Origin of the sequence: Bradyrhizobium sp. DOA1 (assembly GCF_001593325.1) — a bacterium.
Classification (GTDB): Bacteria; Pseudomonadota; Alphaproteobacteria; order Rhizobiales; family Xanthobacteraceae; genus Bradyrhizobium.
In genome coordinates, this window is record NZ_JXJM01000001.1 from 4939757 (window position 1) to 4964574 (window position 24818).

General features: G+C 59.3%; 15 protein-coding genes. 5 read left to right on the top strand and 10 right to left on the bottom strand.

Features of this window, described 5'->3' with window-relative positions; translation table 11 throughout:
* Positions 1-106 precede the first annotated feature (106 nt).
* The 3 genes from SE91_RS23115 to SE91_RS23125 all read left to right on the top strand — a co-directional run bounded on the left by SE91_RS23115 (position 107) and on the right by SE91_RS23125 (position 6149).
* The gene (locus tag SE91_RS23115) at positions 107-2440 is read left to right on the top strand and encodes an AAA family ATPase (protein ID WP_061849245.1); all 2334 of its coding nucleotides are present in this window, start codon (positions 107-109) and stop codon (positions 2438-2440) included.
* Between the two features lie 72 nt (positions 2441-2512).
* Positions 2513-4522 (top strand): hypothetical protein, encoded by a 2010-nt coding sequence (locus tag SE91_RS23120; protein WP_061849246.1) that lies wholly within the window; start codon positions 2513-2515, stop codon positions 4520-4522.
* A 157-nt stretch (positions 4523-4679) separates the two neighbouring features.
* The gene (locus tag SE91_RS23125; protein ID WP_061849247.1) at positions 4680-6149 is read left to right on the top strand and encodes an exopolysaccharide biosynthesis polyprenyl glycosylphosphotransferase; all 1470 of its coding nucleotides are present in this window, start codon (positions 4680-4682) and stop codon (positions 6147-6149) included.
* 72 nt (positions 6150-6221) lie between these two features.
* Here the strand turns inward: SE91_RS23125 and SE91_RS23130 are convergent, their stop codons facing one another.
* A complete protein-coding gene (locus SE91_RS23130) occupies positions 6222-6590 on the bottom strand; it encodes an H-NS histone family protein (protein WP_061849248.1) in 369 nt (122 codons plus the stop codon).
* Between the two features lie 694 nt (positions 6591-7284).
* Between SE91_RS23130 and SE91_RS23135 the strand changes: the two genes are divergently transcribed.
* Positions 7285-7674 carry an H-NS histone family protein gene (locus SE91_RS23135; protein ID WP_061851266.1) on the top strand — a complete coding sequence of 130 codons (390 nt, stop codon included), beginning with the start codon at positions 7285-7287 and terminating at the stop codon, positions 7672-7674.
* A 63-nt stretch (positions 7675-7737) separates the two neighbouring features.
* Here SE91_RS23135 and SE91_RS23140 read toward each other — a convergent pair whose 3' ends face one another.
* From SE91_RS23140 to SE91_RS23185, 9 genes are all read right to left on the bottom strand, one after another.
* Positions 7738-8805: a nucleotidyltransferase family protein gene (locus SE91_RS23140; RefSeq protein ID WP_061849249.1), complete on the bottom strand. Its 1068-nt coding sequence runs from the start codon at positions 8803-8805 to the stop codon at positions 7738-7740.
* Positions 8792-9922: a PqqD family peptide modification chaperone gene (locus SE91_RS23145; RefSeq protein WP_245318501.1), complete on the bottom strand. Its 1131-nt coding sequence runs from the start codon at positions 9920-9922 to the stop codon at positions 8792-8794. Before SE91_RS23145 ends, SE91_RS23140 begins: the two co-directional genes overlap by 14 nt.
* A gap of 186 nt (positions 9923-10108) precedes the next feature.
* Positions 10109-10351 carry a hypothetical protein gene (locus SE91_RS23150; protein ID WP_082813789.1) on the bottom strand — a complete coding sequence of 81 codons (243 nt, stop codon included), beginning with the start codon at positions 10349-10351 and terminating at the stop codon, positions 10109-10111.
* Between the two features lie 1767 nt (positions 10352-12118).
* Positions 12119-17647: a DUF4082 domain-containing protein gene (locus SE91_RS23165; protein WP_245318502.1), complete on the bottom strand. Its 5529-nt coding sequence runs from the start codon at positions 17645-17647 to the stop codon at positions 12119-12121.
* A 503-nt stretch (positions 17648-18150) separates the two neighbouring features.
* Positions 18151-19380, bottom strand: a complete 1230-nt coding sequence (locus SE91_RS23170; protein ID WP_061849253.1) for a GTP-binding protein — start codon at positions 19378-19380, stop codon at positions 18151-18153.
* A gap of 170 nt (positions 19381-19550) precedes the next feature.
* The gene (locus SE91_RS38080; protein ID WP_283806271.1) at positions 19551-19676 is read right to left on the bottom strand and encodes a hypothetical protein; all 126 of its coding nucleotides are present in this window, start codon (positions 19674-19676) and stop codon (positions 19551-19553) included.
* Between the two features lie 1414 nt (positions 19677-21090).
* Entirely contained in the window at positions 21091-21900 is an 810-nt protein-coding gene (locus tag SE91_RS23175) for an N-acyl homoserine lactonase family protein (protein WP_061849254.1), read from the bottom strand.
* Between the two features lie 11 nt (positions 21901-21911).
* Positions 21912-22301, bottom strand: a complete 390-nt coding sequence (locus SE91_RS23180; protein ID WP_008557256.1) for a carboxymuconolactone decarboxylase family protein — start codon at positions 22299-22301, stop codon at positions 21912-21914.
* Positions 22302-22350: 49 nt separating this feature from the next.
* Positions 22351-23835 (bottom strand): MmgE/PrpD family protein, encoded by a 1485-nt coding sequence (locus SE91_RS23185; RefSeq protein ID WP_245318503.1) that lies wholly within the window; start codon positions 23833-23835, stop codon positions 22351-22353.
* 89 nt (positions 23836-23924) lie between these two features.
* Between SE91_RS23185 and SE91_RS23190 the strand changes: the two genes are divergently transcribed.
* Positions 23925-24818: an NAD(P)-dependent oxidoreductase gene (locus SE91_RS23190; protein ID WP_061849256.1), complete on the top strand. Its 894-nt coding sequence runs from the start codon at positions 23925-23927 to the stop codon at positions 24816-24818.

Sequence of the window (24818 nt, forward strand, 5' to 3'; positions counted from 1 at the left end):
AATATGATTTTTATCAGATATATAATCAACCGCCGGCTGCAGGTCTCCTCGAATGAGCCCTGCGAGCGGACGGCCGCAACGACCCACCCGTCGAGACAGGTACGTGATGCTCCAGAACAACATCAAAGACACGGACAGACTACGGCTGCCGGTGAACTTGACCCCACCCGGCCAGACCGACGGCGGAGGGATCACCGAGATCATCAACTTCGGGATCGGGCTGCTTCGGCGTCAATATCTCGTAATCCTTTTCACTGCTGCACTCGCCATTGCAGCCAGCCTGCTCTATCTCCGGCTGGCAACTCCAACTTATACGGCGCAGGTTCAGATTCTTTTGGCCAATCCAAGGGCCCAATTCGTCCAACAGCAGTCACTTCTGGCCGAGCCGCCTTTCGATCTCAACCAAATCGAGACGCAGATTCAACTGGTGAGATCGAAGGTCTATGCTGTTACGGTAATCGATCAATTGAAACTGACCGACGATCCTGACTTTAGTGCGTCGGGGCCATCTTTACACTCGGTCTGGCAACGAGTTCGATCATGGGCTTCGACGGGAACGAGAAAGGATGCGCATTCCGACAGGCATGGCGTACCGTCGGACGAGATCGTCGACGCGCTTCTCAGTCGACTTTCGGTGTCGCGTGTCGGGTACAGCAATGTCATCGAACTAGGTTTCAGTTCGAGCTCCGCAGCTCGAGCCGCAGAGATCGTCAATGCGATAGCCAACACCTATGTAGCGGATCAGCTCAACGCGAAGTTCGACGCCAACCGCAGAGCAACAACCTGGCTGCAGGACCGGCTCAGCGAGCTCGGTGACCAAGCCATTGCCGCGCAACGCGCCGTCGACGTCTACAAGACACAGAACAATATCGTTTCTTTGGATGGAAGGCTCATCGACGAGCAGCAGATCACGGAGATGAACAATCGATTGGCCGTTGCACGTGCTCAGACCTCTGAGGCCACGGCCAAGCTTGCCCGCTATGAGACCCTCCTTACCTCCGATCCGAACAAGACCTCTTCAATGGTCGATCTGGACGCCATCGGGACCGATGGGTTGAATAGTGCGATCATCACGGGGCTTCGGCAGCAATATCTCGAACTCACCCGACGTGAGGCCGAATTAACCGCGAGAGTCGGCCGCGACCACTTGGCCGTCGTCAATGTCCGCAACCGCGCGCGGGAGTTTCGCGTCTCAATTTTCGCCGAGATCAGGCGACTCGCCGAAGTCAGCCGAAGCGAATTCGAACTCGCCAAACAGCGCCAAGAGGAAATCGAGAAGCAGCTATCTAGGGCCGTTACGCAATCCCGTTCAGTCAATTCTGCCGAGTTGACCATTAAGGGGCTGGAAAGCCGGGCGAAAGGCCTCCGAAGCTTGTACGAAACGTTCCTGCAGCGTTACATGGGCTCCGCACAGCAGGAGACATTTCCCATCTCGGAAACTCGGGTGCTCTTTCCCGCTTCGCCCCCATCAAGCAAGAGCAAGCCGAAGACAAGACTGGTGCTGGCACTTGGCATTGTCGGCGGTCTAGTACTCGGTATCGGGCTGGCGCTCCTCAGAGACCTCATGGACCGTGTTTTTCGCACCTCTTCACAAGTGGAGACCGTGCTGGAACTGCCTTGTCTCTCCATGGTGCCGCTGTTGCCCACCGACAAACCTTCGAAACCACCGGTTCGATCACTGAAATCCGATGATGTTGTTCAGCGCCGGATCGTTTCGCCTCCAACCGCAATCCATCGGGCGGTGGTCGGGATGCCACTTTCTCGATACACCGAGGCCATTCGTTCGATAAAGCTGGCCATCGACCACAATCCCGCGAAGATCTCCTCGCACGTCATCGGCATTACCTCGGCTCTTCCTAATGAGGGAAAGACCACAATTGCAGCCTCGCTTGCACAGTTGATCGGACACGCCGGCAAAAGAGCCATCATCGTCGATTGCGACCTCAGAAATCCCTCACTGTCCTCCATCTTGGCGCCAAAAGCGACCTGCGGGCTCATCGAAGTTGCAAACGGCAGCAGGTCACTCGCCGATGCAATCTGGCAGGATCCTACAACTAATCTGGCGTTCCTTCCCGTCGTGCGGCGGGGAGCTCTGCTTCACACTAGCGAGATTCTTTGCGCCGACGCGATTAGCAAGTTGTTCGACCGATTGCGGGCTGACTATGACTACATCATCGTCGACCTCCCCCCCCTGACCCCGTTGGTCGATGTCCGAGCCACTTCATCTCTCATCGACTGCTACGTCCTAGTCGTTGAATGGGGACGAACCAAAATCGACGTCGTGCAGCACGCACTGCACACCGCCCCGAACATTCACGAAGCGCTGATCGGAGTCGTGCTCAGCAAAACAGATACTAAAGCAATGGCCCGATATGATGGTCATCGGAGCTACTACTATCATGACAGCCACTACATCCGTTATGGCCTTTCCGGCTCTTGAATCTGTCTCCAGCGGCCTGCACGTTCTCCGGCCCGCGGACAGCGGAGTGGCCGCACCACACGATGGTGTTTGATGATTATCCGGCTTGTCATGTTGGCCGAACTGGTCGCGATTACCGCGGCGCTCGCAATGCCGGAAGACTTGCGAAGCTGGGTGATGGTAGCCTTCGTCCTTGCGACGGCGTCGCTGATCGTGGCGATTTTTCTACCAGCCTCCTCGCTCGGGCTCGCCAAGCTGCTCCGGCCGGGCGTGGTCATTGTTCTTGCGACTCCGGCGTTCTTGATGGCCCTACAGGCAGTGCCCTTGCCAATCGGCACACTGGGAAATCCCATCTGGGCAACTGCATCGATGGCCTTGAACGAGCCCCTCGCCGAAATAATCACGGTCGATACTGGGGCGACCATGTTCTCGCTCGCGCAGTATTGCGCCGTCCTCGCCGCAGCCCTCGTCACTGCGGTCGTCGCGCTTGACCGGATTCGCGCAGCCCAAGTCCTGCATCTCCTGCTGTCGCTAACCACGATTGCTACGGCTCTGTGGTTCAGCAAGGAAACAAATGGCGCCGCCGGCCCCGATGGTGCGACCCTCGTAGTACTGGGCGTCTTGGTGTCCACCGCCTCGGCGATACGCGCCGTCGATCAGTTGCGGAGGCTCCGTCGACCAGGAACCATTGCGTCGGCCCCCTACCCCGCTCTGTTCGCCGCGATCATCACGATGATCGTCTGCATGGCCGCGCTGCTCATTCGGGGCAACTTGGCCTCCATCGTTGCCGCCCTCCTCGGATCGGGACTGTTGCTCTCGGTGTTCGCTATTCGCAGGTGGTTCTTGGGCGTGTGGGGCACCGCTGGCGTTCTGGCCGCCGCCCTGATCATCTTCATTGCCACTCTAACCGTCATTCCGCTCAGAACGAACACTGATCCAACGATTGCGTTGTCGACGAACAGCCAGACCGCAACCGAGCGCATGCTGCTGGATGTCGGGCCGGCGGGATCCGGTGCAGGCGCTTCGACGGTCCTTCTGCCGATCTATCGGGACGCTGGGGCCACCGCCTCGCGAGAGCGGCCAACCGCCGCCGCCACGGTCGTTATAGACATGGGGTGGGTCTTTCTTTGCGGCGTCCTGATTGTTGCAATGCTAGGCGCAGGTGTTCTGATCTGGCGTTCTTTGTCGCGAGTTCATGATTACTCATATCCAGCCCTGGGGGCCGCAGCTTCAATTGCGCTGATGATACTCGCCTTTGCCGACCATGGAGTTCTGGGTTTGGGCGCGTCGCTTTCGGCCGCCGTACTTTTCGGACTTGCGTTCGGTCAAAGCATCCCCGGCGCAGGGCGCGATGCCCTATCCTTGGAATCGAAGGAGGCGCCCGACCGAGCTGCCGATCCAGTTCCAGCTTCTTACCCCAAGTTCGCGTCAGCGCTTGTCGCCGCTTGGCCCCGCGTCACTCTGATGGTGCTAGGGATCACGCTGATGATGCAGGCACTGTGGATGGTGGTGCCTGAGTGGTATCTTGGTGGTCGACCCTCCTTATCGAAGATTGTGTCGACTGCAACATGGCCGAACGGGATATCGAAGCCGGCTTCGATTGCGGCAGCGCGTGAAGACTTGTGGACCCGAGGGGGATCAAAACCCGAGGTGAATTCGACTTCTTCTACGGGTGAGCAAGAGACGGCTCTTCCAGAACTTTCGAATACGCTTGCTCGCGCATTGCGCTCGTCGCCACTCCGCGGAGACATTTGGCTCATGCTCGCGGCGGCGTCCAAGCACAGTTCGCCCCAGCCTGGCACGGCAGCAATGCTCAAGATGTCTTACTACACTGCACCGAACGATTTGGATCTGCTGCCGTTGCGCCTATCCGTCGCGCTCGCTACAGATGCTGTGGTACGGGAGCCGGAATTTCGCGACTTGATCAAGCGCGACGTGAATCTGGTCGTCACGCATCGGCCAGCCCTCAGACCGGCGCTTGCGAGCGCGTACCGGTCAGCCTCGGCCGACGGCAAGACCTATCTTGAGAGCCTGATTTCCGAGCAGGATCCGTCATACCTCGACCAAGTGCGCGCGCGCCACTTCCGACAGGGCTCTCGGTAAAATCCAGGCGCCGGCGCCCCCCTGGTTCGACGGACGGTGGTGGACCGGCGGCAAGACAGCGCACGGCCAAAATTTATTTGCCGGAACTGCCATTTTTTTCCTTGATAATTTCAGTTAATTAATAATAAATTAAATATTAAATTGCAGGGCACGTGCGATGAATTTCGTGAATCGACATTTCCCTGATCCTGAGATTGCCGATCGTGTCAGTCCAGGACTGCCAGCATCCCGCCAGCACAAATGGCCTCTTCGTTATGACGCGGTCGAACACGTGGCCGTCTGTGTGGACATTGCGGCGATCCTGTTTGCTGGCGTCGTTTCTACATTCCTGTTCCAAGCTCAGAATGGGCGAGCCGCCGCCGAGCTGAGTGACATGATTGGCCTGGCGCTGGCGAGCGCAGCTTGCCTCGTTTGCCTGCTGAAGACCCAAGGCCTTTATCGGCCAGTTGAGCTCCTCCTCCTCCGAAACCAGATACGCGCTGTCTGTATGGCCTGGGCGTCATTGCTGGTCTTCTTTTGGGTCCTGCATGGCTTAGAGGTTCGCCCGGGGACCTCTCAGCAAGCGGCCCTGCTTTTCGGCGTCGTCGCCTTGGGCCTGCTTACAGCCGAGCGGTGGGCGGTCAAGGTGCTGCTCGGAAAGGGGCTGAGCGGCAGAAAGTTCGCCAATACGAATATCGTCCTGATCACCGATCAACCACTGTCGACGAACGTCGGGCTGTCAGAAACCCTGTCAATGCACGGGTATTGCATCAAGGGACGGTTCAGCTTGCCTCCGCTTGGCTTCGGTCCTGCCTGTCGAAAGCGGCTGAGAGCCCGTGTGATTGACTACATTCGCAATTGCCAGCTCGACCAGGTGGTGGTCGAAGCTGACCCGGAGCGATGGCCCGAACTGCGAGCCTTCGTTGCCGAGTTGCGAGTATTGCCATTCCCGATCATGTTCGTGCCCGTCGGCACGACATCCGAGTTGCTTCGGCATCCTACCCGGACGCTCGGAAGCGCCGTTTGCGTAGAACTCCAGCGTGGCCCCCTTACGCCGCTGGAATGCGGAACAAAGCGGATGATCGATCTTATTGGCGCGGGCCTCGCCTTAGCGATATTTGCCCCGTTGCTGGCGCTGGCAGCGGTCGCGATCAAACTGGATTCTCCCGGCCCGGTATTCTTTCGGCAGCAACGCTGCGGTTTCAACGGCCGGGTCTTCTTGATCCGTAAATTCCGGACCATGGATGTGCTCGAGGACGGACCCGTGATCCTTCAGGCCAACCGCACGGATCGGCGCGTCACCCGCGTCGGCAAATGGTTGCGCCGGACAAGCTTCGATGAGCTGCCACAACTGCTGAATGTTCTCGACGGAAGCATGTCGTTGATCGGGCCGCGTCCTCACGCCTTGGCTCACGACGGAAAATTCGACAAGCTCGTACGGAACTACGCCCTTCGCCGCAGGGTCAGGCCAGGATTGACCGGATGGGCCCAGGTCCATGGCTGCCGCGGCCCGACGCCCACGGCGGCCATGGTCGAAACGCGGGTGCAATACGATCTCTGGTACATTGATAACTGGAGCCTGCGGCTCGATCTCGCGATCCTACTGCGAACCCCGGTCGAGGTGCTGAGGGCGCGCAATGCCTACTAGCGGCTCAGTTCTGTCGGGCTGTGCCGTCGAGCTTATCCGAACCCGTCCGCTCGAAGAGAGACCGCAATCCGGTCAGGCCCGCTGACGGAGCTTCGACCCCGCCTCCCCGATACGAAACTCCTCAATCCGCTTGCCGGACTTCATCGCAGCAACCAACCAACGCGGCCGCTTGCCACGCCCTGACCAGGTCTCGGAAGTCTGGGGGTTACGATACTTCGGCAGCACGCGCGGATATTTGCGCCTTGGCTTGCCGGTCTGAGATAGGCCTGACGCACTCGAGTCTGCCAAAGAAGCTGCCCCGCCCCCGAGAGCGGCCAGTCGTTTCTCTAACTCCTGCTTTTCTGCCTTGATCCGGTCGGACAAGATCCCGCTGATCTCTTCATGCAGCGACCAAAGATCGTCGAGCGACATGGATTCTAATTCGAGTTTCTTTGCCGACATGATTCCACCGTGTAGTTGTGCCCAAACTGATAATGTTCCCGCCAACATTAATCAAGCGGGAGAGTTCAAGGGTTTACAAAAAAATACATGGAACCGTGCGGAAACCCGCGCCCACATAACCGCGCCGCGCCGACTAATCAAGCCAGAAAATGAACGATTCGCACAATTAACTGCGGGACGGGGTTATACTGCACGCCTGAGATGCAGCCGCGGAACCGTTCACGCGATCGCCCACGTTGACGGGTGACATTAACTAGGTCGCGTGAATGGCCTCCCCCGCCGCCCCCTCGATGCGCCACGTGGCGAGCTGCCTTTCGCTCGTCGAGACACCCTTGTTATCGGACGGCCGTCCCATATTTGCAAACGAGAGCGAATAACTTCGATATCCCGGAGCGCACGACGTCGGAGCTCAATTTGGGATCTCAAGGCCTGGATATCCAAGCATGCAGCTGAGGGAACGACAAACCGGCTGATCGAATCCTGAAGACGTTCAAGAGGATACTCAATCAAAACAATTCCTCCGCTACGCGCGCCTCGAGGCGCCTCGCCTTTTTTAAGGCATATAATAAAATAATCATCGTAATAACTATTAAATACAATATAATGATTTTTATTGCTACGTCAATTTCGACACTGACGCAATTTGGAGGATGGTGGATGAATGACCAGTCCGTCGAGCGGTGACGAGAATGCCATGCGGAGGCAGGATCTCGAAGCCATGGGTTTTGAGGAACTTTGGCTCCTCCACGAGGAGCTCACGAAGATTCTCGCCGAAAAAATTACAGCCGAAAAGCGGGAACTGGAAAAGCGCCTTGCGCAGCTGAACCAGCCGGACCAGTTCGGTGACTCTGAAAGCGCGGCGACCGAAACGGGGTCAAGCCAGCCCCAGCCGCGCCGCAAATATCCGAAGGTCTTGCCGAAATACTGTAACCCTCTGCAGCCGACCGAGACCTGGTCCGGACGCGGTAAACAGCCTCGCTGGCTAGTCGCCGCCCTTCAATCCGGCCACACGCTGGATGAATTCAAAATCCGCGAGAACGGCGACTCGCCTGACCGGAATGCTGGTGGGCAAGGGCATTCGTAGCTCTACGCCACTGGGAGGATTTTCCTTCATCTCCAAGGTCGACGTCGCCGTCGTCGCCTATCCCTAGACCTTCCCCGCACGAACTGCGGCGGCCGCCTTCAGCAGAAAGTGCAAGGTGCCCGCTTTTGGGATGGACCACAGCCCGCGGCGCGCGCTCCGCGCGGAGCCAAGGGACGCGTCGCGCCGGTAGTTTCTCAGATCCAGAACGGTCATCGCGAGGAGGGGCACGCGTGAGCTCGGAAAACGCGCCTGCGTCAATTGGCGAACGAACTGCAGACGCGGAATCAGTCGGCAGCGCAGCGCATGCGGGATCTCGACCCCAAGCAGCCGCGCAAGGGCAACCAGCTGGGTTTCAACCGCGTTCTTCATCAGTTCGCCGGAGCTATGGGAGCTAAGTTCCTCCCAATCGAGACCTCCAACGGAACTGTTCAGATCGCGTAGTTCGACCAAATGCCGAAGGTCCAGGTCGCCGAGCCAATAGCCGTAGTCTTGAAACTGATCATGGATGATCAACATGAGCGCCCGGTCCATGGGCATCGGAATTCGCACGCTCCCCCGCCCCAGCGCCGCAGTGACGCAATGGCTCAGCGCAGGGTCGCGGTAGAAGTGGGCAGGACCTGGAGCCGCCTGTTGCAGATCGATGGTGCCGACATCCTTCGATCGGATCAGTTCGACGAACCATCTCCGGCTTTCGCGAGACGCCTGAACATGAATGCCATAGCCAATTTCACGAAGAGCAGCGATCGCTGTTTCAGCTTCATCCGGCATGACCATGATATCCAGATCGGACATCAGCCGAACTCCTCGCCGCTCGTTGGGCGTGGCAGCCAGCGTCGCGGCCCCTTTAAGCAGCACCGGCGTGACTCCGCGGCCATTCATCGCAACGACGGCTTCCTCCAATTGCTCCGCCAACCGCTCGTTGCGATGAACATTCCGACGATAGATCTGACGGACATACTCGCAGAGGTCCTCAGGCAGCACCGATTCATATCGATCGACGAAGTCAATAAGCGCGGGCGTCGTCAGCGTCTGGTTCGCAAGCCCGATTACGGACATCCAGTCCACGTCGACAGGCGGTGCACCCCGCAGGCAATCACAAAGGCTGATCAGCGCCCTACTATGCTTTCCCATCGCACAAATCCACCAACAGCTCCCGAGCTTCTACCGCTTCGCAATAGGTAAGCAGAAATGATCGTGCACCAGAAACAATCTCCTTCAACGCGAAAAAGCCGGTCGTCGACAGCCTTCCATCGGCGGCAAATGCGCCCTCGATGAGCCGCTTCATCGAATCGAGTTGATCCAAGGCGGTCAGCTTCGGCGAACCGCTCGCGACCCTGTTCAAGAAAATGATCCAGCTAACGGAAAGACTGCCGTTGTACGCATTCGAAACCTGCAAATACCGCACCTGAGCGCCATCGGCACGGCGATGCGTGACGCCGTCCCAATTGCTGCGCAATGCCGACAGCCGCTCCCACGATCCTTCCTTGAGGGTGAGAGCAAATGGGATTCCACAGGCAGTGCCGTCACCCTCGATCAGCACAACATCATCGCCGGAATACTGAAATTCCGCGTCCACCAACTGGAGTGTAAGTGTCGACTTGCCGGCTCCCGCGTCTCCGCATAACAGCAAGCCAGCCCCGTTCTTCGCAAGAGACGCAGCATGGAGAGCGAAGACCGACCGATCACTTCGGATAAGCCGGTCGGTGAGGTGAGCTTTGATTGTAGGCGCAAGTGCCTCGACACCGCACCTATGGAGGCCAGCGTCAGTTCCGCTGAAGAGCACATGGTCATCCAGCATCATCGCCTCGACCGCAATATCGGCTTGGCCGCCCACGTTGTTGTCCGAAGCACAGAACAGCGAAACCATCCGCTGCAAGAGGTCCCGGCTTTCAGCCCTCACACTGATACGATGCCGCCCTAACACCGCCGAGAACGCGCAATTCGGCGACATTCGCCGATCAACGTCCAGCAGCCCTCGATCGATCCAAGCGCTTATGGCCTGCCGCACGAACTGGCGAGCTACGGGCTCACCAATGTCCAGCGTGCCCAGTTCGTGATACAGATCGGCCAGAGACGCTCCTTGTGCCAACCTGCACCAGATAAAGCCGCCAACCTGGTCCAGCTGATAAATCTTCTGCCCTGTGGCGCTGAACAGCACCGGCTGACCATCGAACAGCGCAAAGACTGCATCGATCGCCGGCTTAAGCACCACTTCCGCAGAGGATTTTTCCAGCACAAATTCTACCAAATGAGCAATCGACCTCGTCCCTGTATCAAGTCAGCGGCGAGCGGATCCTCGCCATACAATTCGCAGCATCGATCGAAAGAACAGCGAGCTCAGCTTGGAAGTGTTTGAAAAGCGACCTAGGCCCAACGGTCAACGCCGGCATACATCGCTGCCGGCGCCTCGTTCGAACACAGATGCCGCACCCGATCAGATGGCCAGCTGATTGCTTTCACCCTTTCCGATTGACGGGATATTCAACACGTCTTCATCAGCATTTGGCCACGCAGCCACACGATGAGCATCGAGTAGATATCGGTAGACTTCCCGAGTCGCACTCCGCTCTCTTAGAACGCGCTCTTTCTCGCCGATAATTGCAAGCTCCTCGCGCATTTTCGCCAATTGCTGCGCAGTGGACCTGGAGTTGCGCATCTTGTAAATTAATCGAGACATCGCTCCCTCCCAACCGAACGAACCCAGAAAAAATAGTTTACGTCATCCGACAAAATTAACAACGGAAACTGATAATATAAAATGGCAAAAATTTTGCTCTTTTGAATGAACCCGCAGCATTCCCTTCGATACAAAGAAACGCTTGATGCTCGCTGTCCCAGCCGGAACTAACCCAACAGCGTTACAAAAGTCGCGGATCTCGAAATGAAACAAAGCGTTAGATACTTAATTCGCAAATTGAATTTCTGATGTTTGCAACGCATTAGGCAAAGCCGCACTCACGACGCGGCTCACCTTTCATCCACCAGTGAGCTATGTCCAGGAACGGTCATATGGGTATGATTATGATCAAATGCCCCCAGACCGATCGCGTCGTTCCCACCGGAATTGCGTGTGATCGTGAGACGTTTCTGCGAAGCGCGGTATTCTTCGGCAATACTCGTTGCCCGGTCTGTCGCGTCAATCACAACTGGTTCGCTCGCGAGGCCTGGGTCGAGGAGCCGTTGCTCCGCCCTGCGAAGATGTTCGACGCGGCGCGGACCTGCTGACCACAGAAACTCGTCGGTGCACAGTTGGGAACCGATGGTCGGCGGCCTGCGAGCCCAAGCGCGCGGCTATGGATTGGGTGCCCCGCTCGTGAGTTTCTCCTCGGTCCCTCGCCCTGCCTCCCCAGCACACACCTGCTCACCTCCCCAGTGCGAGTCATCGGCGGCGCGAATGCGGGTTGAAGGCGGGTGAGCCGAGACCCACCAGCCTTCGTCTACGAGGAACCGGTACGCAGCTAAGCCGCATGAGGATTGACGATGGTGTACCCTTTGAGGGAGCGCGCATGGATTCTCGTTGCGCGCCCACCCGAGTTTGCGTCGTACGCTATCCAAATGTCACCGGTGACGTGGCGCTCCAGGACGAAGACGTGTCCACGCCGCGCGGCAACCATTCCCGGTGCCGGCGAGGAGCGGGGAAAGCGCAGCCAATTGGCCGCGAGGTTCAGCTCGGGCACGATGCGACCAAACACTCGTATGGCCGCGCCACACCCGCAGAATGATCGAGGGCATCCCGCCGGGCGACCACCGACGATCTTGGTTCCAGACGAATCTAGGTTGCCCAGGGACATTCGAAAGCTGCGTGCGCCGTGTCGCTCTGGATTCCAGGCCGGTGCAATGACTCTCTGGGTGCGCATCACCGAGTATGAAAAATCGCAAGGCATACTCACATTGCATTCAGGCGGGGGCGTGGCCCGTAGAGGGCGCGCCTCCGAGGAAATAGAGGTTGCCAACACGACAGCTGACGCAATTACTATTCGGCCGGACATGCAGGACTCCAGGTTTGATGGGCCCTGCCCCGACGTAAAAAGTGCGATGCATTCTGTCGGAATTAAGTCTTAAATACCTCACATTAAATATTAACTGCGAGACTTTTAAATCATTCCAGTCTCTCTACTGGGCTTTCCCGAACATTGTCGCTGTCGACACTTGCAGCATCTTTCGATCTTCCACTGCTGCCGCGTGGGCGGCCATTTTTGACTGGAAAGATCGGCTTTGCCGTTTGGTCCAGTGCAGAAGACAGGCCTAGCTGCAGAGCGCGGGGGCGCCATCACTGGCGTCAGCGCAAATCATGCGCAGTTCGTCCTCTCGAAGTGACCGACTCGTGCGCGGCCTCGCTTCGGCTGCGGCTTAGATTCGCCCAGACCAACACTTACTTTTCCAAACTTGCAGCAAGCGTAATCGGGATCACCGTCGGCTCGCATCATTGTCAGCCCCTGCCCCGCTACGCAGACAGTTGCGGACGGAACAGAACATCCACGCCGTAACTCGTTGAGTTGTAGGTGTTGGTCGGGAAGAGGCTGTTTGATCCATATGCATACACCCCATTGCCCCCGCTCGAGGCCGAGGATGGCGCAGTCAGTGGTCCGTTTGTGACCTCCGAACTAAACAGGTTGGGATCGACGGAGTAATTTCCTGACGTGTGATACGATGCAACATACGTCGTCCCTGGCGTGAGGGTCACGGCCGTGGGGAAGTTGACTTGCTGCCAGCCGCTCGCCGTCTCATTGGTGAAGGTGGTCGTTGCCAGCAGGTTGCCGGTGCTGCTCCATAGATTGGCGGTATGAGTGCCGGTGTTCGACGGGCCCTTGTAGAAGCGTAGCCCGGTGACATCGCCGGCGCTCGACGCCCGGAATTTGAACCCAAGCTCCACCGAGTTCGGATCATTGACCGATACCACCCTCGGCGTCGGATTGTTGCTGAACAGACTTACGATGCTCGCAGATGCCGCGTTGACGGTCAGAGAGGCGGACGCGCTTGCCGTCCCACCTCGACCGTCGGAGATTGCATAAGTGAACGATGCCGGTCCTGTGTATCCCGAATTCGGTGTGAAAGTGACGCTGCTGGTCTGCGCGTTGAAGCTCGCGGTGCCGCCGGCACCGTTGCTCACGCTCGTGATGGTCAGGGCATCCCCGTCGGGATCGGTGTCGTTGGCCAGCAAGGCCGAAGCTGGGATCGAGAGCGGAGAGTTCTGAGTAGCGCTGAACCCGGAGTCATTCGTCGCAACTGGTGTTCGGTTGGCACCGCCGCTCGTGGGACTATACACCACGTCCACCCAGTAATTGGTGGCCCCGAAGGTGCTCGTTGGAAACAGATTGCCGGTGCCGTAGGTGTAGACGCCATTGTTGCCGGCGGGCGCTGTGAGCTGACCATTGACGCGCGGGGTGGTAAAGTAGTTGCCCGTGGACGTGTAGTGCCCATTGCTGTGGTAGCTTGCCACATAAGTCGTGCCGGCGGCGATCGAAACCGGATTATTGAAGATGACGGTCTGCCACCCACTGCTGGTTTCATTCGTGAATGTCGCGGTCGCCAACAACGTGCCTGTGCTGCTCCACAATGACCCTGTATGGGTGCCGGTGTCGCCCGTACCCTTGTAGTACTTGATGCCGTTGATGGTGCCGGCCGTGGATGACGTGAAACGCACCCCGAGATTGACCTGGGCCGCGTCAGGATCCGAGAGATTGGCCGGCGTGTCGGAACTTGAGAATAGGCTCACCGCCGGCGTGGTCACTGTCAAATTAGCCGTTGCAGTTGCGGCGCCGCCGCGACCATCCGAGATGGCATAGCTGAAGGATGCGGCGCCGGTGTAGCCGGTGGTCGGCGTGAAGGTGACACGATTGGTCTGGGCATTGAAGCTGACGGTGCCGTTGACACCGGCGCTCACGCCCGTGATCGTCAGCGGGTCGCCATTCGGATCCGTGTCGTTCGCAAGCAGGGCAGATGCGGCAATAGTGAGAGCCGTGTCCCGCGTGGTGCTGTAGCCGCTGTCGTTGTTGGCTACCGGCGGCTGGTTAGTTGCCGTATTTACCGTCAGGCTGACCGTTGCAGTTGCTGTTCCGCCCTGTCCGTCGGCGATGGCATAGCTGAAGGAAGCCGGACCGGTATAGCCGCTGCTCGGCGTGAAGGTGACCGTATTGGTCTGGCTGTTGAAGCTGGCCGAGCCGTTGACAGCGCCGCTCACCCCCGTGATCGTCAGCGTCCCGCCGTTCGGATCGGTGTCGTTGGCGAGCAGCGCCGCCCCTGCAATCGAAAGTGCCGTGTTCTGGGTGGTGGTGTAGCCGCTGTCGTTGTTGGCAACCGGCGGCTGGTTGCTGCCGCTGGACGGCGCGAACACAACATCGACCCAGTAATTCGCAGCGTTATAGGTGTTGGTCGGGAAGATGCCGGACGTGCTGGTGCCGCCATAGGAATATACGCCGTTGCCACCGGCCGTCGTGGTCGAAAGCGCGGTCAAGGGGCCGTTGGTGACAGCCGTAGTGAAGTAGTTGCCGGTCACCACATAGGCGCCGGTGGTGTGATAGGAAGCAACATAGGTCGTGTTGGCAGCGATCGAAACCGGGGACGGCAGGGTAACGGTCTGCCAGCCGCTGACCGACGTATTGGTGAACGTGGCCGTAGCGAGGCGGGTGCCCGTCGACGTCCAGAGATCAAGGACGTCGGGACCAGTGTCGCTGGCGCTGCGGTAGAATTTGAGAGCCGTAATCTGACCGGCGACCGAGGACGTGAACTTCATCCCGACTTCAAGTTGGGATCCGTCGTTGAGGTTGGTCTGCGCTGGTGTATTTGACGCGCTGAAGAGGCTGAAGGGGCCCGTTCCGAGCGGTGCCACCGTGAGGCTGACATTGGCCGTAGCCGTGCCGCCGCGCCCGTCCGAGATCGTGTAGCTGAAGCTAGCCGGGCCGCTATAGCCGGCGTTGGGCGTGAACGTGATGGTGTTGTTCTGCGGGTTGGGCTGAGTATTGAGGGCGACCGTGCCGTTTGTTGCTGCGCTCACGCCGGTTACGGTCAGCAGATCTCCATCGGGGTCGCTGTCGTTAGCGATCAGCGACGCCGCCGTGATCGTCGTGGGTGTATTCTGTGTCACGGTCGCGGTATCGTTCGCAGCCACCGGCACCCTATTGGTGGTGGAAGGGTTGAACATGACGTCAACCCAGAAATTGGTCGATTGGAACGTGCTGGTCGGGAACGCCGTATTGTTGCTGTAGGTATAGACGCCATTACCATTGGCGAGGGCGGTCAGCGGACCGCTCGTCACATTGCTCGTGAAGTAGTTCACGCTGGAGGAGTAGTGGCCCACATTCGTGTGATAGGACGCGACGTAGGTGGCGCCTACCGTTAGCGGAACCGGGTTGGAAAAGGTGACACTCTGCCATCCGCCCACCGTCTCATTTGTAAAGGTGGCGGTTGCCAGCAAGGTGCCGGTGCTGGTCCAGAGCTCACCGGTGTGGATGCCTGTATCCTGGCTGCTCTTGTAGAAGCGGATCCCGCTTACGGTGCCGGCGGTCGACGTCTGAAACCTCACACCGAGCTCGACGGCGCTTGCATCGATGGTGTTGACTGTCGCGGGAGTTGCCGAGGTCGGAAAGAGCGAGATGTAGGTCGGCGCGCTCACAGTCACCGTGCGACCCGCCGAAGGCGTTTCCAGATTGATGCTGTCGTCCACCGCGCGTGATTTGATGGTGTAAGTACCGGCAACCTGCGGCGCCCAGGTATAAGTCCAAGTCTCGTCACCGATCGCGTTCTGCCAGCTCAGTCCACCATCGGTCGAGACTTCCACGCCGGCGATCACGCCGCCGCCGACATCCGCTGCCGTGCCGGAAATCGTGACCGCAGTCCCGACGCTGAAATTTGCCAGTGCGTTGATGGCGGACGTCGGAGCCGTCGAGTCCGTCGAGGCGGTACCCGCGATCATCCCCGGCTGTAGCGTTCCCGGTTGAATCCCCATCTCGGCGAGCAGGTTGATCATCGCCTGTTGCACGCGCGGATCGGTTGGCGTCGGCGCCAGATCGTGATTGTCGCTCAGGCCCCACGACCAATAGACTGTTCCGGCGCCGAAGACCAATGCGCCGCTCGGAGCGCGGTAGAGCGTCAGATTATGGGTTGAGACGCCGGGTCCGGTCGTGTTGCCGTAATCAAGCAGATAGGAATTGACCGGAACGGTTGTCGAGGAGAGCCGGACCAGACCGGCTGGATCGAATCCATTGTCGGGCGCCTCGTCCCACTCATAGCCGAGGTAATTCTTTGTCAGCGTGGCTGTTTGGCCGGGCTGAAGATTGGCAACGCTGGTGTTGCGCCAGAATCGCAGATTGGCGTCATCATAGGGAATTGTGATTGATTGCAGGCCGCTGCCTTGGCCGACATCATCGACCTGGAACATCTGCCCGATCAGGGCATTTTCCGGGATTCCCCCGCCGACCGCCGGCGGGCTGAGGCGGGGATCACGGAATGTACCGGTCCACTGGTTGCTCGGATCAATCGAGGCTCCTGGTGACCAGGTCTCCTTATAGGAGATCAAGGTGCGGTAGGCGGTGGCGTCGCTGCTTATGCTGTTGCCCCAGCGCGTGCGCCAATACATCTCATTGCCGCTCCAGAACGCGAGATTCACGCCGGCATCGCGGGCCGCCTGGACATTGGCGCGTTGCTGCCCTGACCAATACTCGTCGTGACCAACGTCGAGGTAGAGCTGGTGGTTGAGGAGGAGACTGCCGTAACGGTCTGCATCGACTCCCGACATGTAGGAGACGTCGTAGCCATTCTGCTCGAGCCAGTAGATTGCGGAATATTCGGCGCCGAACAAATAGTCCTGCGGACCGGCATAGGTCCCGACGTTGCCGCGGGTGGCGATCGGCCGGTTGTAGCTCAACGCGTAAGCGCGTCCCGCGCCTTGACCGGTCGCAGGACCGTTGCCGCCATAGAAATTGGCGCCGCCCCAGCCGTTATAGGCCTGCCAGGTTGTGTCCGAGGTCTGGAAGATCACATCGCTGGTGCTGCTGTCGTCTCGAACGATGAAGGGGATGTGATTGGCGCCGGCAGTTCCATCCTGGCGCACAAGCTTTGCGATATAAACGCCGGACACGGCATCGGCCGGAATATCCCAGGAGGCTGAGACGGACCAATTGCCCGCATCGACCAGGCCGGTCGCCGCGTCGCGCAGCGGTGTGGGCTGATTTTGCACGCCCGTGTGCTGGATGGTGTGGACCTTTCGCGCTCCCATTCCGCCGTAGTAGCCGAGGCGGTAGATATCGATCCGGTAGTTTGATGAATTCGTATTGATCTTGAAGTCGACCCGGTTGCCCCGATTGACGCTGATGTCGGTGGCAAAACCCTCGATGTTCGAACTGCCCGCGCCAACGATATCCCATTCGCTTTGCGGGTTTCCCGGCTTCTGGTTCTCGAGAACGACTGGATTTGTAGAAGTCGCTGCGGCGGCAAGGCTGGTCGACTCAGTCGTGGCCGCCTGCCGGCCGGCTGGGGGAGCAATTGCGGTCGTTACAGAGCCCGACAGAATTCCGATTTGACCCGGCAGTGTCCCGTTTCCGATCTCTCCTCCGCCTGGCAGGGCGTTCCAGTTGGCAAGCGGCGCAACGTGCTGCAATGACATGTCGGCACTGGTGGAGGCTCCCATGATTCCAGCTTTGCCTGTCAGCACGAAATCCGCTCCGCCAGACACGCGAGTACCCTGCAATTGCCCGCTGTGGGCTGCACTTTGATCGAGCAATCGTGTGGGGGCGATGAAGTAGCCGCAACCACAGACCTGCGCGGCCGCTGGAATTGTAGACGATCCGACAATACTCGGGGCCAAGGCCGCCGAGGGGATCCGACCAAGGATGACGACGGGGTTTGAAGTCGTTTGGTCGGCCGCCGCAGAGGTCGGCGTTCGCAATCCTGCGGTCACGCCTGCGAAACCGGCATTCGAATCCATGTTGGATGAAGACAGCGCAGCGATATCCGAGGCGCGCAGGCCCGTTTCCAACGGATTTCGCGCGGGGTGCGGTGACAGCCTCTCGTCCTCGGCCTCTGGATCAGACGCCCAGATCGTTCTCCGGTGCGGGGTCCGTGGCCAAGTCCGCAATCCGAGAGCTAACTGGCTCAAGCCAGACTTTTCGTACAAGGACCTCATGACATCCTCGCGAGAGATGGGGAAATGTGAATGACGGGTTCTGATGGCCGTCGCCGGGACGACGGCGTGGACGCCGAAGCGGCATCTCAAATGTTCGCGAACGAGCCAATTTTGGACTAACAGGCGGGGCTCTGAACCAGGAGGCGAGCGCGAAGCCGCACTGTTCGATCGGCAGTTCGGATGCGATTGCACCGTTGCTCGTAGCGATTGCTATAACCATGGTCGCCAAAGATTCAATCGGAACCCAGTTAAGTGGAATTAAAGTGAATATAATAATATATTAACTATTTAATATCAAGTTTTTTCAGATCACATGATCGCCATCGAGAGCTTTGACCTAGCGTCCCCGGCGCCGCCTAGCTTGCGTGATCAGGATAATGCCAAGGCGGAAAGGGATCGCTGAGATTGCGCCAGCTCTGGGGTTCGAACCCATTCTCCGCATCGGCAAGGCAAGCATCCAGCGAGGCTCGAATGGACGCTTCGTCCATGCCTGAACCGATAAACACAAGCTCCTGACGGCGATCCCCCCAGGTGTCGTCCCATTGGTGACCGAGATGTTGTTGGACCTGAGGATGGCTTGGCCACGCCGACTTCGGGACCGTCGCCCACCAATGTCCCATGGGCTCGCATCGACGCTGCATTCCTGCGACGGAGAGAACACCCACCCAATCCGGTCGGGTCGCAAGCCAGAAATGTCCTTTGGCGCGTATCACGCCTGGCCAGGGCTTATTGAGAAAGGACAACAGGCTGACGGGATCGAACGGGCGTCTTTCCAAGTAGACGAAACTTGATATGCCGTACTCCTCGGTTTCCGGAACATGCGAATCGGGACTGTATAGCTCCTTGTCCCAGAGAGGATGAGCCGCAGCCTTCGCTTCATCGAAGAGACCGGTGTTGAGAATTGTGCGGAGAGGAACGTCACCGAAGTCGGTCTCGATTTGGCGCGCCCGTGGATTGAGCGCGGCAACGAGCTTGCGAATTTCCGCACGCGCCACCTCAGTAGCTTCTGATACTTTGTTGATCACAACCACGTCAGCAAACTCGATCTGCTCGACCAGGAGATCAACGAGCGTACGTCCATCGGAGGGATCGCGTACCTCGCCGTGGTCGCGCAGCAGCTCGCGGCTGTTATACATGGCGAGCAGGTTCAAGGCGTCCACGACGGTAACCATTGTATCAAGGTTCGCAAGATCAGAGAGCGAGGCACCGGCCTCGTCGCGAAAGGAGAAAGTTGCGGCGACAGGAAGGGGTTCAGAAATCCCGGTACCTTCGATCAGAAGGTAGTCAAAGCGCCGCTCTTCGGCCAATCGCCTGACTTCCAGCAGGAGATCGCCGCGCAGCGTGCAGCATATGCAACCATTGCTAAGTTCCACGAGCGCTTCGGTTGTATGCGACAGATTCGCCCCACCGTTACGAACCAGATCCGCGTCTATATTCAACTGACTCATGTCGTTGACGATGACCGCAACTCGGAGGCCCTCGCGATTGCTCAGCACATGGTTGAGCAATGTCGTCTTCCCCGCACCCAGAAATCCACTGAGCACGGTGACTGGTAGCCGATTGGCGGCCGGTGCTGCCTCTTTCATAAGCCTCCCGGCTGGCTGATGACTTGCGGACTGAGCGACGTTGGATGAAGGCTGGCGCTGGTGCAGAAGCTCACACCGCAACCATTTGGACGTCCATGCGACGACGCCCCGCTCAACAGGGCGTGAACCAGCCGCAGGAGGCGAAAACACACCGCGTCAACGATCTTCACTCACGGTCCTCTGCCCCACATCAGCGAGACGTAGAGGTGAACCGCGAACAAGAAAATAGCCGCGTACCCCACAAAGAACAGCATTTGCGGCATCGCGCGGAGAATAGCTTCTTTGATATTGCCCATAAGAGCCTCCAGGGACTACCGGTTCCCTGCCATGAGCTTGGAGGTCATACACTATTGCCTTCGAGGCCACTTTGCAGATCGCTATGCTCTTTAAGGAGTTCGCGAAGACGTTCTGCATTGCCAAGTTGTGTTTCCTGCCACTCAATTCGATCCTCTGCAGTCCACAAATAGGACTCGCGATCGAACCGAGCTTTCTCCTCTCTCTCGATTCTTACGTATACTTCGATTTCACGCTCAACACTGTCCAATCTCGCCTGTAGATCACCTCGCCGGCTCAGCGAGCACGACTCGTTATTATCGGAAGCCCGTTTAAATCTGCTCGCTAAAGGAAGAGCTCGGATGCACTCATTCTCCGGCCTTGTAATTGGCAAGGTTGGGGTCTGTTCGAAATACAGCCTGTTGAGTGTGGCAATGTGTCTGCCCCTCAATGAGTGCACCGTCATGAAACGCACCTTCTCAACGAAGCGAAATAATGCAAAGTTTAAGCCATTCGAAAATATGGAATATATATCTTAAGCTATAGCCACGGCTCGTTGCCGCGCCTTGGCCGCAGCACCGCAGCACGCTTGGTGCCTCCGAGGTGGATACGCCCGGACCCAGATTGCCAGCCTGTCAGCCAACCACTGTTCACGGCGAAGCCCACCAGCCCTCCGGAAAGATCTCTAGCGGCTCCTGCGTTGCATTCTCCTGCGCTGGCGCATCAAGGGGCGCTTCAGGTTGTCGTTCGAAACCTTGGTCTATGAAGACGGGTCCAGCTGATGGCCGCCAAGTGACCGCCCTTATTTGCAGAACGCGCACAGCATCATGTCGGTCTTTGCTCATGTTGCCCTGTGGGTAATCGTTACTCTGTCGAGCAAAACATGGTCTTTCCTGGCACACGACGGGGTATGCCACCGGCTGCCTTGAACCACTTCAAGGGCAACCCGAGGCGATAGCCTCGCTTCTTCAACTCATCTTCGGTTCTATTCAAAGCCTGGGCGATAGAGCTCGACGATGCTCGAGAACTTACCAAACTTCGAAAAAGCTCATCTTCCCGGCTCGTCCAGCGATTAGCGGTCGTATTCATCTCGCGTCCTCATGACCTCCCGCAACTCGGGATGCCTCTCCCTGGCAACGACGCGATTATAATCGCATTCTAAGCGATTTAAAATATTTAATTTTTTATAATTAATTGACTAGAAACATTGATCGATCGCCGCAAACGCCCGCTGTGCGGTCGATGATCATTTGCGAACTCCTGCTCGGCATGTCGCCGGTCCCATGCTCTTTGAAGCCGGTGCGGACGTAGCCATTCTCTTCGCCGAAATCCGTGATGACGAGACGTCCGTCGCGTCCTCCCTGTCAATGGTTTCCCGGAGCAGCGCTGGTGAAAATCGAAAATCGCTTCCTTAAATCGACTTTGCGGCGCGGCGCCCTACATAGGAGCAGCACCAGACGGTGCGACATCGAGGCGAACAGCGACGCCCTTCAGCTCCGGTCCCGCGGCGGGATAAAGCTTCATGACCAGTGGATCATGACCTGGGACGATGTGGTCCGCATCCGGTGCCGCAGCGCGCAGCTTGTCGAACCCCACCAGCATGTCGCCGACATGAAACGCCGTCGTAAAGGGACGCTCGCTGGTCAGGTTTTCGTAGAAATGACTGACGTCGGAAGCGAGCACGACCGGACCGCGGCGCGTGTTGACCCGGACGAATTGAAGCCCGGCGGAATGTCCGCCGGCCGCATGGACCGTCAGCCCGGGAGCGATCGCGGCATCGCCATCGTAGAACAGCACCCGGCGCGCATAGTTCAGCCGCACGATGCCGCAGACGTCCTCCACCTCGAAGGAATGCGACAGACGCGGATATTGCATGTACCGCCCGGTGGCGTAGGCAAGCTCGCGCTCCTGGAGATGAAACCGCGCGTTCGGAAACCGGTCGAAATTGCCGGCATGGTCGTAGTGTAGATGAGTGAGAATCACATCCCCGACGTCGGCAGGGCCGATGTCGAACGCGGCCAGCGTCTCCACCGGACAGCGCAGGAATGTCCGCCTGCGCTGCTCCGCAATTTCGGCGTTGAACCCGGTATCGATGACGAAGGTGCGCCCACCTCCCCGCGCCAGCCACATGAAATAGTCCATCGGCATCGGCCCGTCATGCGGATCGCCGCCGATGAAGTGCTCGCTCCGCTGCGCGTCCCGCGTTGCGTAGCGGATGGCGAAGAGTTCGTATTCCGGGTCAGCCATGGCACCCTCGTTCAGGAGCCGGCAGCGTCGACCTCGTTAAAGGCCTCACGCGCATTGCGGAAGGCATCGATGCCGGCGGGCACGCCGCAATAGACGGCGACCTGGAGCAGGATCTCCTTGATCTCCTCCTTGGTCAGGCCATTTTTCAGCGCACCCTTGACGTGAAGCTTCAGCTCGTGCGGCCGGTTCAGCGCACCGAGCATCGCCAGATTGACGATCGAGCGCGTGCGCCGGTCGACGCCGGGCCGGGTCCACAGCGCGCCCCAGCAGAACTCCGTGGACCACTCCGCCATCGTGCGCGTGAACTCGTCCGCACCGGCGATCGACTTGTTGACGTAGTCCTCACCGAGCACCTCTTTGCGTACCTTGAGGCCTTTTTCGAACAGTTCGGTCTTGCTCATGATCGTCCCTTTCAGGTCTTGAGAGATTCGAGTTGGCGATTGTCCAGCGCTATCGCGGCGGTCGTAGCGATTCCAGGAGCTCGGCGATGTCATCCACCGTGTCGAGCCGCCGGACCGCGTCGATGACGCGGTCCGCGCTCCAGTCGCTTTGTCCGGTCCGCACGCCCTCGCGCAGCTTGGCTTCCAGATCGCGGTCTGCGAGCGGAGCGGCCAGGCTGCCGCGCGGCGAGACGACAGTCTCGGTGATGACTTCACCGGACGACAGCCGCACGGCGACCCGCGCGGCGCCATCGGGCATCTGGTCATCGCGCTCCGCCCTCACCTTCTGCCGCAGCTGCGCGATCTCGGGCCGGACCACCGTCTCGCTGGCAAATTCAGCGACCCCGGCCCTGCCGAGCAGCAAGCCAGATGCCACACAATGATGGATACTGACGCGCGCATCGCGCGCGTTGTTGACCGGGCGATCGCCGCGGGCAAGCAGCAGCGCCGAGCCTTCGACGGTCACGGCGTCAATCTGGTCGAGCCTCCGGCCAATCTGCTCCCGCAGTTTCAGACAGGCATCGATGACCGAATGGAAGACGATGCCGGCAGGATAAGGCTTGTACGTATTCTTGGCGATCTCCCAGGTCTTGCCAAGCCCATTCAGCAGGCGAGCAACATCCGGCTCATCACCCATGGTACGGGCCCAGCCGAGCGGACCTTCAATGGCGCGCGGGGCCGCCTCATAACCCTGCTGTGCCAGCAATGCAGCGAACAATCCGTTGCGCGCTGCGTTGCCCACGCTGACATTCTTGGCGGCGCTCGGCAGGTTCTCGACATTGCCCGCGGACTGGCTTGCGGCGAGGCCGATGGCGTTGGTAATCCCCTCCGCGGGCAGGCCAAGTAGTTTTGCACAAGCCGCCGCGGCGCCAAAAATGCCGCAGGTCGAGGTGATGTGCCAGCCGCGCGCATAGTGGCGCGGCGAGACGGCATTGCCGATCCGGCACTCGATGTCCACTCCGAGGATGAACGCTGTCAGCACCTCGCGGCCCGACAGCCTGCGCGTCTCCGCAAGCGCCAGCACGGGCGCTGCGACTGGTGCCGCCGGATGGATGATCGTCTCGGGATGCGTATCGTCGAAATCGAGCAGATTGGCCGAGACGGCGTTGAGGAACGATGCGCACATCGCGTCCATTTGCTGTGAATGACCGATGACCGTTGCAGTCGCCGCGCCGCTGAACGGCGACAAGGTTCGCATCGCAGCCATCACTACCGGATCGCGCGCCGAGCCGAGGGCCGTTGCGAAGAAGTTGAGGATCGAGCGCCGCGCCTCAAGGCTCTGCGCTTCCACGTCCGTCCATGACGCGGACGCGACGAAATCGGCGAGGATCTTGCTCACGCTTGGAATTTGGTGTTGCGGCACGCGGGTCGCTTCCTCGTTTTCTCGGACCTTATGCCGATCCGCGGCAAACTGTCGACCCCAAATGTTATGCTTGACAGCTTGTCTGACAATCATAACAATCCGGCCGCTGGCGCGGGATCCCCGCCGCCGCAATGACGGCGGTCGTCCAGGCCGTCTGGCCAAGGCAACGACAAGATCAAGACGGCGCGCCCATCAGGGGACCGCGCGACAGGGAGTGAACGATGGCGGGAGAAACGCTCGGCGTGATCGGAACGGGCCGCATGGGCGGCCCCATGGCGGGGCGATTGATGGACGCGGGCTATTCGCTCGTCGTCTACGACACGCAGAGCGACGCAACTCAGCCGCTGGTCAAGCGCGGCGCTCTCCTCGGCCAGTCGCCGGCGGACGTCGCCTCCCGCGCCGACATCGTGCTCGCAAGCCTGCCGACGCCTGATATCGTCAAGGCGGTGACGCTCGGCCAGGATGGCATCAGCAGCGGCAACCGCGCGAAGATCGTGGTCGACCTCTCGACCTCGGGTCCTGGCGCGGCCAAGTTCGTCGCGGAAGGTTTGAAAACCAAAGGCATGACGCTGGTCGATGCGCCCGTCAGCGGCGGCATCAAGGGCGCAGTCAACGGCACCCTTGCCGTGATGGTGTCATGCCCGCAGCCGACCTACGAGACCGTGCAGCCGATCCTGAAGAACTTCGGCAAGCTGTTCTATACCGGCGACAAGCCCGGTGTGGCGCAGACGGCCAAGCTCGCCAACAACCTGATGGCGGCGGCGGCGCTGGTGATCACGTCGGAAGCCGTCGCCATGGGCGTCAAGGGCGGCGTCAACGCCAAGGTGTTGATCGACATCATCAATGCCAGCAGCGGCCGCAACAGCGCTTCCGAAGACAAATTTCCCCGCTCGGTGCTGCCCGGCACGTTCGATTTCGGCTTCACCACCGGCCTTTCCTACAAGGACGTCCGTCTCTGCGTAGACGAGGCCGAGGCTATGGGCGTGCCAATGGTCTGCGGCGCTGTCGTGCGGCAGATGCTGGCGATCACCAACGCCAAATACGGCGCGTCATCCGATTTCACCTCGATCGCCAAGGTGCTCGAGGAGTGGGCCGGGGTCGAGATGCGCGGCTGA

Excerpts from the sequence above, each read along its gene's own strand:
- SE91_RS23125 (WP_061849247.1), top strand. The coding sequence starts at position 4,680 with ATGAATTTCGTGAATCGACATTTCCCTGATCCTGAGATTGCCGATCGT.
- SE91_RS23120 (WP_061849246.1), top strand. The coding sequence starts at position 2,513 with ATGATTATCCGGCTTGTCATGTTGGCCGAACTGGTCGCGATTACCGCG.
- SE91_RS23140 (WP_061849249.1), bottom strand. The coding sequence starts at position 8,805 with ATGGGAAAGCATAGTAGGGCGCTGATCAGCCTTTGTGATTGCCTGCGG.
- SE91_RS38080 (WP_283806271.1), bottom strand. The coding sequence starts at position 19,676 with ATGGGCAATATCAAAGAAGCTATTCTCCGCGCGATGCCGCAAATGCTG.
- SE91_RS23115 (WP_061849245.1), top strand. The coding sequence starts at position 107 with ATGCTCCAGAACAACATCAAAGACACGGACAGACTACGGCTGCCGGTG.
- SE91_RS23135 (WP_061851266.1), top strand. The coding sequence starts at position 7,285 with ATGCGGAGGCAGGATCTCGAAGCCATGGGTTTTGAGGAACTTTGGCTC.
- SE91_RS23130 (WP_061849248.1), bottom strand. The coding sequence starts at position 6,590 with ATGTCGGCAAAGAAACTCGAATTAGAATCCATGTCGCTCGACGATCTT.
- SE91_RS23175 (WP_061849254.1), bottom strand. The coding sequence starts at position 21,900 with ATGGCTGACCCGGAATACGAACTCTTCGCCATCCGCTACGCAACGCGG.
- SE91_RS23170 (WP_061849253.1), bottom strand. The coding sequence starts at position 19,380 with ATGAAAGAGGCAGCACCGGCCGCCAATCGGCTACCAGTCACCGTGCTC.
- SE91_RS23180 (WP_008557256.1), bottom strand. The coding sequence starts at position 22,301 with ATGAGCAAGACCGAACTGTTCGAAAAAGGCCTCAAGGTACGCAAAGAG.
- SE91_RS23190 (WP_061849256.1), top strand. The coding sequence starts at position 23,925 with ATGGCGGGAGAAACGCTCGGCGTGATCGGAACGGGCCGCATGGGCGGC.
- SE91_RS23150 (WP_082813789.1), bottom strand. The coding sequence starts at position 10,351 with ATGTCTCGATTAATTTACAAGATGCGCAACTCCAGGTCCACTGCGCAG.